The organism is Streptomyces sp. C1-1 (genome assembly GCF_050214755.1).
Classification (GTDB): domain Bacteria; phylum Actinomycetota; class Actinomycetes; order Streptomycetales; family Streptomycetaceae; genus Streptomyces.
Map to the genome: position 1 here is coordinate 1,148,165 of NZ_CP189826.1, position 14,658 is coordinate 1,162,822.

General features: G+C 71.5%; 9 protein-coding genes. 1 reads left to right on the top strand and 8 read right to left on the bottom strand.

The annotated features are described in order from the left end of the window. Window positions 1-87 precede the first annotated feature (87 nt). The 5 genes from ACQF4J_RS05230 to ACQF4J_RS05250 all read right to left on the bottom strand — a co-directional run bounded on the left by ACQF4J_RS05230 (window position 88) and on the right by ACQF4J_RS05250 (window position 6,959). Complete coding sequence (locus ACQF4J_RS05230) at window positions 88-1,680, bottom strand: serine/threonine-protein kinase (protein WP_427164770.1); 1,593 nt, start codon at window positions 1,678-1,680, stop codon at window positions 88-90. A gap of 79 nt (window positions 1,681-1,759) precedes the next feature. Further along, entirely contained in the window at window positions 1,760-3,352 is a 1,593-nt protein-coding gene (locus ACQF4J_RS05235) for a solute symporter family protein (RefSeq protein WP_427164772.1), read from the bottom strand. Continuing rightward, window positions 3,346-3,906: a DUF485 domain-containing protein gene (locus ACQF4J_RS05240; protein ID WP_351563905.1), complete on the bottom strand. Its 561-nt coding sequence runs from the start codon at window positions 3,904-3,906 to the stop codon at window positions 3,346-3,348. Before ACQF4J_RS05240 ends, ACQF4J_RS05235 begins: the two co-directional genes overlap by 7 nt. Before the next feature lie 306 nt (window positions 3,907-4,212). Next, complete coding sequence (locus ACQF4J_RS05245; protein ID WP_351563907.1) at window positions 4,213-4,665, bottom strand: flavodoxin family protein; 453 nt, start codon at window positions 4,663-4,665, stop codon at window positions 4,213-4,215. 68 nt (window positions 4,666-4,733) lie between these two features. Next, window positions 4,734-6,959, bottom strand: a complete 2,226-nt coding sequence (locus ACQF4J_RS05250) for a DUF1996 domain-containing protein (RefSeq protein ID WP_427164773.1) — start codon at window positions 6,957-6,959, stop codon at window positions 4,734-4,736. A gap of 206 nt (window positions 6,960-7,165) precedes the next feature. Between ACQF4J_RS05250 and ACQF4J_RS05255 the strand changes: the two genes are divergently transcribed. Then, the gene (locus ACQF4J_RS05255) at window positions 7,166-7,699 is read left to right on the top strand and encodes a DoxX family membrane protein (protein ID WP_351563909.1); all 534 of its coding nucleotides are present in this window, start codon (window positions 7,166-7,168) and stop codon (window positions 7,697-7,699) included. A 15-nt stretch (window positions 7,700-7,714) separates the two neighbouring features. Here the strand turns inward: ACQF4J_RS05255 and ACQF4J_RS05260 are convergent, their stop codons facing one another. From ACQF4J_RS05260 to ACQF4J_RS05270, 3 genes are all read right to left on the bottom strand, one after another. Beyond that, window positions 7,715-10,246, bottom strand: coding sequence for a beta-L-arabinofuranosidase domain-containing protein (locus ACQF4J_RS05260; protein WP_427164774.1), 2,532 nt, complete (start codon window positions 10,244-10,246; stop codon window positions 7,715-7,717). A gap of 462 nt (window positions 10,247-10,708) precedes the next feature. Then, window positions 10,709-13,711: a glycosyl hydrolase gene (locus ACQF4J_RS05265; protein WP_427164775.1), complete on the bottom strand. Its 3,003-nt coding sequence runs from the start codon at window positions 13,709-13,711 to the stop codon at window positions 10,709-10,711. A gap of 152 nt (window positions 13,712-13,863) precedes the next feature. Continuing rightward, window positions 13,864-14,652 carry a maleylpyruvate isomerase family mycothiol-dependent enzyme gene (locus ACQF4J_RS05270; protein ID WP_427164776.1) on the bottom strand — a complete coding sequence of 263 codons (789 nt, stop codon included), beginning with the start codon at window positions 14,650-14,652 and terminating at the stop codon, window positions 13,864-13,866. Window positions 14,653-14,658: the final 6 nt, after the last annotated feature.

Genomic DNA, 14,658 nt, shown 5'->3' on the forward strand with positions numbered 1-14,658 from the left:
GCGGTGCAGGCCCAGCCTTGCCGTCGGCCCGGACCAGCGCCCTGCGGTGCTGCTGCATCCGGCCGAACGACACCCCCCCCCCGGCCGTCACGCGTCGGCCGGGTACAGCTTCGTGACCTTTCCCTGCGGAGTGGCTTCGAGGTAGCCGGTCTCGCCGTAGTCGTTGGTGAGGTAGACCCGGATCGAGGCGGGCTCGTCGAAGATGCTTCTCGGGATCTGCGTCAACAGGTAGGTAAGTGTCGGCTTGTCGACATGCAGTTTCTTCTCGGCGACGGCGAGCAGGCCGGGCACGGCGTCCCAGTTGTAGTTCTTCAGGCTCACCGGGGTGTCGCCGCTCGTCAGGGTTCCCTTGATGATGCCCTTCTCCACTCCGCTCGCCGGACGATAGGTGTAGGTGTCGTAACGTGTCCGGCTGCCGGGGACCATCGCCTTCGCTGACACGTACGTGGGGTAGACGCTGAAATCGCCGAAGGTGTTCCTGCCCGTCTCGTCCTCGATGGCCTTCAGCGCCTTGCGGATGGCGGTCGGCGTGAGCATGCCGGTGGCGAGCTTCGACGTCGCGCCGGGTGCCGGCGATGCCGACGGCTTCGTGGGCGTCGGGCTCTGTCGCACCGTCGCATGCCGGCTCGGTCCCGCTGCCCCCGAGGGGCTGTCGCCCTTGTCGCCGCCGGACAGGGCCAGCCAGGTCACCCCGCCCACCAGCACGGCGCCTGCCGCGGCGGAGGCGATCACGGCACGGCGGGTGCGCCCGGGGCGGGCCACGACGGTCTCGGACGACAGCGGCGTCGACGGCGGTCGCGGAGGCGCGAGCGGGTAGGAGGTCGTGCCGGGACCGTCGACGTCCTGTGCCGCCGAGGCGAGCAGGGCGTCGATCGCCTCCGCGCCCGGCCGCGCCGCGGGATCCCGCACCAGCACGCGTTCGAGTACGTCCGTCAGCGACCCGGCCTGCTTGGGCGGCGGTACCTCCTCGTGGAGTACGGCGGCCAGCGTGGCGAGGGTCGTTCCGCGCCGCAGCGGGTGGTGGCCCTCGACGGCCACGTACAGCATCATCGCCAGCGACCACAGGTCCGCCGCGGGGCCGCCGTCACCGCCCGTCACCCGTTCCGGTGCCATGTAGTCGGGGGTGCCGATGATCGAGCCGGTGGCGGTCAGCGCGGTGGCCTCGCGGACCGCGGCGATCCCGAAGTCCGTGAGTACGGGGCGGCCGTCGGTGCGCAGCAGCACGTTGGCGGGCTTGACGTCACGGTGCTGGACGCCCGCGGCGTGCGCGGCGCGCAGGGCGTCGAGCACACCGCGGCCGATGCGGGCGGCCTCGGCGGGTGCCATGGGCCCGCGGGCCAGCCGGTCGGCGAGCGAGCCGCCCTCGACGAGCTCCATGACGATCCACGGATAGGTGCCCGGTCCGCCGTCGACGATGTGGTGGATCGTCACGACGTTCGGGTGCTGGACCCTCGCCAGGGCCCGGGCCTCGCGCAGCACCCGCTCGCGGAGCATGCGCGCGCTGTCCGGGTCGTACTCGGCGAGGTCCGGGTCCGCGGGGCGGACCTCCTTGACGGCCACGGCGCGATGCAGCAGCAGGTCGCGGGCGCGCCAGACCGTGCCCATGCCGCCGCCACCGAGCCTGGTCAGCAACTCGAAGCGGTCGTCGACGATCCGTCTGCCGCTCTCCCCGTCGTTCATGGCGAGGAGCTTAAGGGACGCCTCGGACAGCCCGTGCCCCGCACCGCGGTCCGGTGCGGAGCACGCGCGCATGGGCCCGCTACTCGGCGCCGACCAGAGCCTTCACCTGGAACTCGTCGTAGGTGTCCGGTTCTTCGTGGCGCGCCATGACGGTGCCGAGCCAGCCGAGGACGAAGCCGGCCGGGATCGAGACGATGCCCGGGTTCTGCAGTGGGAACCAGGCGAAGTCGGCGTCCGGGTAGAAGGAGGCCGGGGTGGAGGAGACGACCGGTGAGAAGACGACGAGGAGCACCGAGCACAGCAGGCCGCCGCAGAGGCTGAGCAGGGCGCCGGTCGCGTTGAAGCGCCGCCAGAACAGGGTGTAGACGAGGGTGGGCAGGATGGCGGACGCGGCGATGGCGAAGGCGAGGAAGGCCAGCGTGGCCGTGTTGGCGCCCCAGGACACCAGGGCCAGCAGCATGCCGAGGACGCCGATGACGACGGCGGCGAGGCGGGCGACGACGAGCTCCTCGGTCTGCTCCGCCCTGCCCTTGCGGATGACCTCGCCCCAGAGGTCGTGGGCGAGGGAGGAGGCCGCGGCGAGGGTGAGCCCGGAGGCGACGGCGAGGAGGGTGACGAAGGCCAGGCAGGACAGCAGGGCCGTCAGGACGCCACCGCCGAGCTGGTGGGCGAGAAGCAGTACGGCCGAGTCGCCCTTGTGGTCGGTCTGTTCGATGGTCCCGCGGCCCACGACGGCCGTGGCCCCCAGGCCGAGGATGCCGGCCGCGAGGCAGACGAAGCCCACGAGACCCATCGCCCAGACCACCGAGGACCGCAGGACGCGGGTGGTGCGCGGGGCGAGCAGCCGCATCATGACGTGCGGGAGGGCGGCCAGGCCGAACACGATGGCGAGCTGCAGGCTGAAGAAGTCCAGCTTGCTGGCGGTGCTGGCGCCGTAGCGCAGGCCGGGTTCCAGGTAGCGGGTGCCGAGGCCGCTGTGGTCGGCGGCCGAGCCGAGCAGAGCGTCGAGGTTCCAGTGGAAGTGGTGCAGCACCATCACCGCCGTCACCGCGATCCCGGAGATGAGCATGACGGCCTTCACGATCTGGATGAACGTCGCTCCGGGCATGCCGCCGATCGCGGCGTACACGATCACGATGGTGCCGATCACCACGACGCACAGGGTGCGTGTGGTCGCGCTGGGTTCGCCGGTGAACTGGGTCAACAGGGCGACACTGCCGACCAGTTGTGCCACGAGATAGAGGGTGGTGACGGCCAGGGTGCACAGGGACAGGGCGAGGCGGACCGACCGCTGTCCCTGCGACAGGCGCAGCGCCAGAGTGTCGCCGAGGGTGAACCTGCCCGCGTTGTGCAGGGGTTCGGCGATCAGCAGCAGGACCGTCATCCAGGCGACGGCGGTACCGCACAGGTAGAGGAGGCCGTCGTAGCCGGTCAGGGCGACCAGGCCGGTGCTGCCCAGGAGGGTGGCGGCGGAGATGTAGTCGCCGCACATGGCCAGTCCGTTGCGCAGCGGGGTCATCTCCCGGTTGCCGAGGTAGAACTCGCTGATCTCGTCGCGCTGCGGGGCCAGCAGCAGCGCGGTGAACAGGGTGACGACGACCACGGACAGGAAGATCAGGAACGTCAGTTGCAGACTGAACCGGTCCACGACGCCGGCGGCGGTCGTCACCATGTGCGGTACCCCTCGGTGGGTCGGCGGGGCACGGACGGGTGCTGCGCAGCGCGGCCCGGGCCCTCGGCGGTCGGCCGGTGGAGCTGGGTACGGAAGCCGCGGGCGACCGGGTCGACGCGCGTGCGCATATGGACGACGTAACGCCGTGCGATGACGGCCATCAGGACGAACTGCCCCAGACCGAGGGCGAGTCCGAGGGTCAGATGGCCGCTGAGGGAACTGTTCATGAGGCCGGGCGTGAAACTCGACAGCAGCACATACAGCAGAAAGCCGCCCACGCCGATGACCGTCATTGCCGCGCCGGAGCGGCGCTGCGCGCGCTTCAGGGCCTGAAACTCTGGATTGCCGGATATCGCCTGCTGTTGCGGTTCGTGGGCGGTCGCGGTGGAAATTCGCGGAGGCGGTTCCAAACCTTCATGGTTCCTTGACACCAGAGCACCTTCTTCGCTGCTTCGGGCCGCGCATGCAATTCCATCGAAAGGTATGAACTCCAGCTCACAGAGGCAGGGACGGAGACGGAAGAGGCATGCTGGAATCGCTTCCCGTGCGGACATTGTGGGGGATCGGTGAATCCGGAACTGCCGCTTTCCGGATTCACGGGCGGGAGATCAGAGAGATCCCGGCCGGAAGCCGGAGTATGGCAGCGTCACGATTGAAGAATCAACCGCACGGGAGGGTGGTTTTCAGCGGGTGGCTCGTTCGCACGCCTCGCGAAGAGCCGTCGCACTCGGTCGGCCAGCGAAAAGCAGGACGGGCCTTAATAGTCCATACCTTTTTCGCGGAGAGGCTGTCTCAAATGCTGCGCAGGGCAGCGGAGTCCGGCCCGGGTTCGGTCCGTGTCCGGCCTTCGAAGCCCAGGGTCAGCCCATGAGTCCGGCCGCGAGTGTCGCCCCCAGTTCCCAGCAGGCCTCGATGTCGGCCTTGCCGGGCTCGCCGGTCACGGTCACGGGGTTCGCGGCGCGGCGCCAGCCGAGCCCGGTGGTGATGGTGTCGATGGCGCGGACGGCGCCGGTGACGTCGCTGCCGCCGTGCACGTAGTAGCCGTAGGGCCTGCCCCGGGTGGCGTCCAGGCACGGGTAGTAGATCTGGTCGAAGAAGTGCTTGAGGGCTCCGGACATGTACCCGATGTTGGCCGGGGTCCCGAGCAGACACGCGTCGGCGGCCAGCACGTCCGCGACGGAGGCGGACAGCGCGGGCCGCCGTACCACGTCGACTCCCTCGATCTCCGGCGCGGTGGCACCGGAGACGACGGCCTCCAGCATGGCCTGGCAGTTCGGCGAGGGCGTGTGATGCACGATCAGCAGGGTGGGCACATTGCGCACCCTGCCCTCTCGCGCCTCACCCGCGCAAGCGCGGACGTCTCACCCGCGCTTGCGCGTCCTCACCGTTGCCGCAGGAAGGTGCGCTTGGAGCGGGCCAGCACGATCAGGCCCGCGACCAGCAGGACGGTACCGGCCGCGGCGGGCCACAGGCTCGTGCCGGTCTCGGCGAGATTCCCCTGGACCGCCTGGGGTTCGGTCTGTCCCGCGGCCTGCGCGTCGTTCCCGCCGGAGGCCTGGGACTGCGCGGAACCGCCGCCGGAGCCGCCGCCGTTGTCCGCCGGGGCGCTGTTCGCCGGGGCGGCCGAGGCGTTTTTGGAGGCCGAGGACTTCCCGTAGACCTTGGGCAGGGACGTGCTGGACACGCTCGGCTCGTCGCCGGCCGGCTGTCCGGTCTGCGGCGCGGCGGTCGTGGGCTGCGACGCCCCGTCACCGGAGCCGCCCTGGTCGCCGTTGCCCGAACCGCCGTTGCCGCCCGCCCCCTTGCCGTCGTCGCCCTTGCCGTCACTGCCCTTGCCGTCGTTCCCCGTGCCGGGGTCCTGCGTGGGCTGCGCGGTCGGCTCCTGCGAGGGAGTGGCGGACGGCTGGTCGCCGGGCTGGTCCGTCGGCTGCGCGGACGGCGACTGGGTCGCTCCCCCACCGGAGCCGCCGTTGTCACCGGAGCCGCCCGAACCACCGTTGTCACCGGAACCGCCCGAACCACCGTTGTCACCGGAACCGCCCGAACCACCCGATCCACCGTTGTCACCGGAGCCGCCCGAACCACCCGGGTCCTCGCCGGTGCCGGCGCCGCAGTTCCGGCCGTCGTTGATGCAGGAGACCATCTCCTTCATCAGGTTCGCGTCGAAGACGTTGATGAAGTCGCCGTGGTCGGTCACCGGCTTGTGCAGGTTCTCGGGGAAGGAGTCCACCGCGAACAGCGGGGTCGTCCGGCCGCCGTCCTGCAGGCTCGGCGCCTTGACGTCGTAGACGATGCGCTGGACGAGCTGCGGAATGGCCTCGAAACCGTTGGGGCAGGCGCCCGAGGCGTCGGCGAAGGCCACGTGGGTGCGGTGGTTGGCGCTGTCGATGTTGCGACCGTCCCAGCAGCTCTGGAAGCGGAAGGTGCGCACCACGTCGCTGCCCTGCGGGCACAGCGGGTACTTGTCCTTCAGCTGCCGGTCCTCGAAGCCGGTGCAGCTCCAGGCGGCGTTGGCGTTGGCCGGACCGTTGACGAAGGCCTTTGCGTCGCCGGTGATGATGCGCAGCAGGCGGGGCATCTCCGCGACCTTGCTGCGCGCGCTGCCGATGAAGGTCATGGTGACCTGCTTGGGCGTGACGATCTGGCCGGCGTTGCCCTCGGTGCCGCCGCCCGGCTTGTCCGCGTCCTTCTCCTGGGTGCCGTTCTGCAGGCGCAGCACGGGCCAGTAGTACGTGGACTTGTCGCCCTTGTTCTCGCAGCTGGTGTCGGCGTTCGCCAGGTCGTCGTCGCTGGCGAAGGCGGTGTTGGACTGGTTGCCGATGTAGTCGTGGAAGTGGTGGGCGCCGTTGCTGACGCCGGGGGCGACGATCACGTTGTCCGAGTTGCGCAGGCCGTTGGCGTTGACCCCGCAGCTGGTGGTGAAGGTGCCCTTGGAGACGAAGGAACTCAGGTCCGGAGCCGGGGAGTTGGGCTGGACGGTGTTGATGTCCTGGAAGTCCGCTGCGCCCGGCCCGTTGCCGGCCTGGCCGCCGTTGCCGTTCTGCTGGCCCCCCTGCGGCTGGCCGCTCGGGGAACTCCCGTTGTTCTGACCGTTGTTCTGGCCGTTGTTCTGCGAGTCGCCCGCGTTCTGGCCGCCGTTCTGGCCGTTCCAGGTGCGCATCGAGCAGTCGGCCATGGAGTCGAGCCCGTCGGACTTCCCGCCCGCCTGGTCCATCGCGGCGCCGATGCTGTCGAGGGTCTGCCCCCGCTGCTCCTCCAGCGGCTTCATGACCTTCTCGTCGGTGTAGCCGCTGTCCTGGCGCTGCTGCGGTGTCGCCGCCTGCAGTTGCTGGTAGGCCTGGGCTATCTGCTGGTCCAGCGCGGCCAGGTCCTTGTCGACGTCCGGCCTGGCCTTGTCCGGGACCTCGGTCAGCTTGTTGCCCACGTCGGGGCAGTCGATCGTGCCGCCCGTGGCACTGAACGTCGAGCCCTGCTGTGCCCCGCCGTCCTCCGTCGCCGAGGCGTAGACGTTGGCCGCGATCAGTCCGCCGCCGCCCAGCATCAGGGCCATGGCCGCGAAGGTGGCCCGGCGTGGGCCTGTCGGGCGTCTGCGCGAGTTGCGTCCCACGAGTGTTCTCCTACTGCTTCCGGCGGTCGGCATGGAAATCCCTCGCCCCATACGGACGGTGGCGCCCGAGTGTTCAATCGCCTCAGGAATTCATAGAAACCTCTCAGAAGACGTTCGATCCCGCTGGTGATCCGAGGTGTCGATTGCGGCGGTCCGGACCGGGAACCCGGGTGGTGCCGTCCGCATCGACACGTCTGGAGAGCGCCATGAGTCTCTTGCGCATGACCGGCCGTCCCCTGCTCGCCTCGATGTTCGTGGCGGGCGGTCTGAACAGCCTGCGGGCCCCCGAGGAGGTGGCGCCGGCCGCCGAGCCCGTGGTGCGGCCGGTGACGGAGCGCGTGTCGGCACTGCCGGACCGCACCGACCAGGTCGTACGGCTGAGCGGTGCCGTCCAGGTGGTGGGCGGCGTCCTGCTGGGGCTGGGCCGACTGCCCCGGCTGTCCTCGCTGGCCATCGCGGCCACGCTGGTGCCCACGACGCTGGCGGGCCACCGCTTCTGGGAGGCCGAGGATCCCGCCGACCGGGCCCGGCAGCGCATCCACTTCCTGAAGAACCTGTCCATGCTGGGCGGTCTGCTGATCGCCGCCGACGACACCGCAGGCGCCCCGTCCCTGCTGTGGCGCGGGCGGCACGCCGCCCGGGGCGTGCGCCGGGAGGCGCACCTGGTGCGGCGTACCGCCCGCGCCACCGCCCGTCCTGCGGCCGTGGCCGGTGGTCTGCGGGCCAAGCTGCCCCGCTGACGGGCGGGGAGCCGGTCAGGTCTGCGCGAGTTCCGCGACCTCGGCCGCGGTCAGCGTCCTGCCGTACACGCGGAAGTCGTCGACCGCGGCCTTCAGGTAGGGGTCGTCGTACTGTGACCTGCCGATGTACGCGGCGCGGATGTGGTTGCCGAAGTACCGCGGCTCCACGGTGATCCGCGTGTTCCGGCCGGCCTCGCGGCCGTCGACGTACAGGACGGCCGTGCCGGCGCCGTAGGCGACCGCGACGTGCACCCAGCGGTCGGTGGGCAACGGGTCGGCGTCGATGCGCTGTTCGGCGCCGCCGCCGCCCGCGGTGATCGCGTACCGCAGGGTTCCGGAGTCGCTGCGCGGGGTGAGGAACATGTTCGCGGTGACGCCGGTGCCGAAGTCGAAGATCCTTGTCCAGTAGGCCGGTTGGCCGTCCAGTCGCACCCGGGTGGCCACCGAGTGGGCGGACGCCCCGGCCAGCAGGTCCTCGGCGAGGGCCACATGGGCGTCGGTGCCGTCGAGGGAGACCGCTCCCCCGAGATGGCCCTGCGTCCAGGCGGCGTGGCCCGTGAGCGTCGCGGCCTTGCCGTTGCCGGTGGCGTCGGACGCGGTGGTGCCGGTCGTCTCGTCGAAGCGGTGCCAGGCCGCGAACTCCGGGGGCGGGGAGGGCGGTTCGCCGGTGAGCCAGTACACGTCGTAGTGCTGGTGGTGGACGCGGGCGACGGGCAGCAGGGTGACGGTCTCGTCGTCCGCGCGGGCGGTGAAACGCAGGGGGTCGGCGGAGGTCTGCCGCACGGTCGAGGTGTCCAGACGTGCCATCCACGGGTTCGCCCGGTCCCCGTAGGCGCCCGCGAGGACGACGGGACCGTGCAGTACGGCCTTGACGTCCGGGTCGTCGGGGGTCGCCTCGACCCTCGTCCGCATCGGCAGGGTGATCTCGACGCGGTCGCCGGTGCGCCAGGCCCGGTCCAGGACCAGGCGGCCGCCCGCCCGCGGACGGGTGGGCAGCGTGAGGCCGTTGAGCTTGACGCGGGCGCCGTCGGCCCATTCGGGGACGCGTACCCGCAACTCGTGCTCGGCCTGTCCGGCGGTGACGGTCAGCACGGTCGCGCTCCGGTCGGGCAGCCGGGTGCTCTGCCGCCAGGTGATCCCCTTCTCGCGCCAGTGCACCTCCGAGGGGATGAACAGGTTGACCAGCAGGCGCCGTTCGTCGTGGGTGTAGATCGTGTCGGCGAACTTGGCCTGGGTCTCCATGCCGGTGCCGTGGTCGCAGGAGAAGTTGTCGTAGTCGGTGGAGTAGGCGTCGGGATCGGTGCCCATGAAGGACGGCTGCTGCTTGAAGGAGCCGGGGGCGAGACCGGTGTAGTAGATGTTGAAGCCGTGCTCGGAGTCGGGGTCCTGCTCGCCCAGCATCTGGTTGAACAGGGTGCGTTCGTAGTAGTCGAGCAGGTCGGTGCGGTCCGGGGCGTGCAGGTGCAGCAGCCGGGTCAGCTTGAGCATGTTGTAGCTGTTGCAGTTCTCGCAGGTGCCGTTGGACAACTGGCCCGCGATGACGTCCGGTTCGTGGAACGCTTCGCCGTTGCTGTTGCCGCCGATGACGTAGGTGTGGTGATCGGTGACGATCTTCCAGAAGTTCTCGCCGACCGTGCGGTACCGGTCCGCCAGCCCCTCCTCCCACAGCCGTACGGCACCGACCATCTTGGGGATCTGGGTGTTGGCGTGCAGCCCGGCGAGGGCGTCCTCGTTCCGCGCCAGCGGGTCGAAGACGCGGGCGTGGGTGAAGCGTTCGGCGACCTCCAGCCACCTGGCCTCACCGGTGAGGGCGTGCAGGTCGGCCAGCACGTCGTTCATACCGCCGAACTCGGTCTCCAGCACGCGCTGCATCTGCTCGTACGACAGTTTCGCCGTCCGCGCGTCCACCCAGGCGCCCTTGCGCAGGACCACGTCGAGGGCCTGCTGGTCGCCGGTGAGCCGATACTGGTCGACGAGCCCGGCCATGATCTTGTGCAGGGTGTAGTACGGCGCCCACACCCCCGTGCCCGCTTCGAGGCGGTCGAAGAAGCTCTCGGGGAAGGCGGAGAGATAGCCCTTGCCGAATCCCGCGGCCGGCGAGGCGGCCTGGCACTCGGCGAGCGCCGCGACGAGTCGGCGGCCCTTGTCGCGCAGCGCGGTGTCGCCGGTGGCGGCGTAGGTGAGGGCCAGTCCGGAGAGCAGGTGGCCGGTGGAGTGGCCGCGCAGTTCGACCGTGGGCGCCTCCCAGCCGCCGCACGGCTGGGCTGCGCTGGGCAGCCCGACGTTGCGGCGGAAGGTGTGGAGCAGTCGGTCGATGTCGACGAAGCGCAGATAGGCGGTGTTGCGGCGCTGGTTGTCGCGGAAGGGGCCGTCGAGGAGCGTGACCGCGGTGAGCGGGAAGGGCAGCACACGGGCGGCGGCGCGCCCTGCGGCAGCCGGGCCGAGGGGTGCGGCATGTGACATGGCACTGGTCGTCATGGTCAGGGCGGCGGCGGTGGCCGTCCCGGCCGCCGCGAGGAAGGGCCGTCTGCCGAGGGGTGGATTCACGGGGACCTCCGCATGCCGAAGACGCGGGGCGAAGGCGTCCCATCCTCAACCCCGCTCGAAATATCGGACGTTGTGCGACAGGCTGTGCGGGCATCCACGCTAGAGAACTGGACGGCGGTGTCAACAGTGCCTAACGGGACGGCTGTTGTCTGGCAAGGGGAGCGCTCCTATGCCGCCATGGCGCGGCTCCGCCAGGGATACGGAGTCGAAGCCTTCGTCGAACGGAGGCCCCCCACATGCAGGCCACCGCACCCTTATTGCTCAGATGCGCACGCCGCGTCATCGTCCTGCCGGCGCTGTGGGCGCCGGCCGCGGCCCTGGGGGTGGCGCCCGCCCCTACGGCCGCGCGGCGAGAACGACGTCAATCCGGCCTACGCGGCGTTCACGGCCGCCGAACTCGCCATCACCGTCCAGGGGCACGGCGCCGGGGCGCGCTGGAGGAGGGGTGCGCCCCGGACACCGTCAGGCCACGACCTCCTGCGCGTAGGGCACCAGCCGCACGGGGCCGACCAGACCGTGATCCTGACGGGCCGTCGTGCCGAACACCGCGGGCTGTGCGACCCGCAGGCGGTTGATCAGCGGGGTCGCGACCTCGACCTCGATGATGTTGTCCCCGCCGCGGAGGTGGCGGCCGACGTCGACGACGGGGTGCAGCCGGTCGACCGGGGGCACCCGCGTGCCGTTCACGGTCACCCGGCAGGTGTCGCTGACCTGGCCGAGTTCGAGCACGGCGCCGTAGGAGGAACTCCACCGCTCCGGCAGGGCGATCGTGGTGCGGTAGCGGCCGATGCCGGCTGAGTCGGCCAGCTCGGGTATCCGCGACCAGGGCGCGAGGGCGTCCAGGGTCACTGTGCGGCGGACGTGTTCGGTGCGGGTCGGGGTGGAGCCCGGGGTCCAGTCGTCCACGTCGAGCCGCCACCGGTTCGGGACGATCGGGTCGGGAACGGCGGGGAGCCTGGTGGTGACCGTGCGCCCCCGGGACAGCCGTGTGGTGTACGTGCCCGCGGTGCCGGCCCGCACGGTCAGCCCGCGCTCGGTGAACAGCACGGTGTCGGCGTCGGAGGCGAGGGCGTGCGGGCGGTCGCCGTTGCGGTCGCCGAACAGCCCGGGCCGCCCGAGGGCCACGATCATCGTCTCGCCCGGCTGGAGGGTGACCCGCACGGTGACGTCGTCGCCGTCCTCGGTGTAGCGGGCCAGCCGCACGGCCTCGCCCGTCCACGCGTCCAGGAGGTACGGCACCGACTTCCCCGCCCGGGTGCTGCGCAGGGTCACGTCGTGGTCGATGGCGGCCACCGCGGGCTTGACGGTCTCGGCGTGCTTGCCGTTGCAGAGGTAGTAGAAGTCCGCCTCCTCGGTGGCCCGGTGGGCGTTGAGCAGGGTGGAGGAGGTGGCGTAGCGGACGTCCGGGCTGATGCCGAGCCCGGCGAGGGCGTCGCCGACCGCGGTCTTGTCGGTGATCCGGGTGACGTGCGGCAGGGCCAGCAACGCATCGACGACGCCTTGCAGTCGGGCGGTCTCGCCGTCGGCGGGTACGCCGGGGGTGAGGGCCTGGTCGAAGACGCCGAGCAGGACCATGGGCAGCCCCTGCCGGGCGAGCCCGAGCAGCTTGCGGGCGTCGGCGAGCGCGAGCGTGGGCGCGGAGCCGTAGAAGAAGTCACCCTCGACGAACAGCGCCTTGTAGGCGGGGCCGTCCGGGGCGAGGCGGCCGTCGGACACGGTGGCGCCGGGCAGGTCCAGCAGGGGGCCGCTGAGGAACTGGTGGGTCCAGCCCTGGGGGATGCCGGTCGAGGTGAACCAGGAGGCGCCGATGCCGGTGGCGGTGTAGCCGGTCTGCCGGAAGACGGCGACGTCCGCCCTGGCCGCGCCGGCCTGCAGTACGCGGTGCACGCGGCCGAGGTAGCCGGAGATGTCCTCGACGTGGTTCCAGGTGGGCTGCCGGGGGCCCCACGACTCGCCGTAGCCGGGTGCGCCGTTGTAGGGGCTGAAGGCCGCGAAGCCGGGCCAGCTCACCTGTGGGGCGGTGGCGTACGAGAAGCCGTGGACGACGGTCTGGTTGACGCCGGCCGCGTACGCGCCGCCCATGGTGCGCAGGAAGCGGTCCCAGGTCGTGCTGTACGCCGAGCCGTTGTAGGCGCCCGCCTCACAGGACAGCACCGTCCGTCCGGCCATGTCACGGCCGCCGGCCAGGCAGCGGAAGTCGTCCAGGTTCTTGAAGCCGAGGGACTCCCCCTCGGGGATGTCGAGGAGCGCCGCCGACGCGATGGCGTCGGTCTGCAGGCCGTAGGGCTGCGACCGCAGCGTCATGTCCAGCGAGTGCGCCCAGTCCCGCAGGGCGCGCAGGTGGTGGCGGTTGAAAAGGCCGGAGACGGTCTCCCAGAAGTCGTGTCTGATCTGCCGGGTGAGCTGGGCCTCGAAGGCGAAGACCTGGTTGCCCTTGTCCAGGACGAGCGCCGGGAGATACGGCAGCAGCTCTCGCCCGGTGTGCTCCTCGAAGGCGTCGGGCAGGCGCGGGGTCCAGGTCAGCCCGTCGGTCTCCAGCTCCACCGAGTCCTCGAAGAAGGAACCGCCCGCGGCCTTCAGCAGCAGCCGCAGGTCACGCGTCAGCATGCCGTCCCAGTGGCCGGTGACGGCGGCGGTGCCGGCCGGGCTGAAGTGGTCGACGACACAGGCGGCGGGGAAGGTGTGCGGGCCGGACTCGGGCTGCCGGCCCGAGCCGCGCTGCCAGTAGGAGATCAGGACCCAGTCGCCGTCGGCGGGCGCGGTCCAGGTCAGCACGTCGTCGGCGACGGTCCCGGTGAGGTCGCGGACCGTCGACAGGTCGAGGCCGGTCTCCTTGCGGGTGGAGTACGCCGGTGCGACCCGGGCGGCCTGCACGGCGAGGAGCCGCTGACGCGTGACACCGGAGGCGGGAGCGTGCGCGGGCGGCGGGACCGGTCCCCGGTAGGTCGCTCCGGCCGCCAACGACAGCCGCCCGTAGGCGAGTTCCTGCGCGGCGGCCTCGTCGTCGGGGTCGACACCGGGGACGGCCACGGGCCAGCTCGGGCCCAGGGTGAGATCGACGGTGAGGCCGCGTCTCGCGGCCCGGCGCAGCGCCGCCTCCACACCGTCGAGCCACGGTCGGCTGCCCCACCCGTGGTGCGCGGTGTCGAGTACCGACTTGTCCTTGATGCTGTGGTGCACACCGGCGATCTCCACGCCGCCGAAGCCGGCGTCGGCGATCTGGTCGATCTCGCGAGCGACCTCGTCCGGCTCGACGAGGCCGTCCGGCCACCACCAGCGGAACCGGGGGCGCACGGACCGCGCGGGGCGGGCGAACCAGTCGGCGGCCGGCCCCTGTTCGTCACCGGCGGGCAGTGCGGCCGCGGCGGGCGGCACGGTGCCGAGGGCGGCCACCGCCCCCACGGCCACTCCGGTGGCGAGGACCGTGCGGCGTGACATCCCGCCGCGCGAGACGAGTTCGTGCATGGGTGTGCCCCTGGAGTCGATGGATTGAATCGTTTCAAACCGCTGTAAAGCCGGAACGTTAGGTCGCACGCTCGTCCGAGGTCAAGAGGCCGTCGGCAGGTGATCCCGAGCAGCGGGGGTCCAAGACGTGCCGCGGGACCCCGGGTGCCGGGCTATGCCTCCAGCCAGAACCCCGTGCGCTTCAGCCAGAGTTCGAGCAGTGCCGCGTCACCCCGCGTCTCGACGGCCGGCGCGGGGCGGCGGTAGAGGAACAGCAGCAGCTCCGTCACGGGTCCGCGCACGACCACGGCGGCCTGCCCGGCCCCGGCACGCCACGCCGGCCGGTAGCCGGTGAGGTCGACGTGCCACTGTCCGGCGCCGGGCGCGTCGAGGCGGAGCGTGCGGCCGGGCCCGAGCAGACCGGGTGTGCCGGGCGTCGGCTCGTAGGCCTCGGCGACCGTCGAGAACTCCAGCCACTCCTCCACCGCGTCGACCGCCAGCTCGTCGTCCAGGCCGAACCCGGCGCCGACCGCGAGCGCCGCGTCTGCCCGGTGGACGACCGTCTCATGGGTCATCCGCCTGGCCCAGAAGCCGGCGGACTGCGGTACGACACCGCCGTCGGCCGGGGTCCAGACCCGCACGTCCGGCCCGGCACCGCGCAACGTGGCGGCGAGCCCGGCAGCGCCCTCACCCAGCCAGCCGTCGAGTGCCGAGCCGTCCAGCCCGGCATACGTCCGGGGGTCGTCGACGCCATCACCGGCGACGGGTTCGGCGGCCCGCGTCCGGACGATCTCCTCCGCCCAGCGATGGTCACCGCCCACGTGCCGCAGCAGACGGCCGAGGTCCCATCCGGGGCAGGTCGGCACGGGGGTGGCGGTGTCCGCCCCTTCTACCTGCTCTCTGAGCAGGTCGGTCTGAGCGACGATCTGGTGACAGTGGTGCGCGAAGGTCAGCGAAGTCACCCGCAC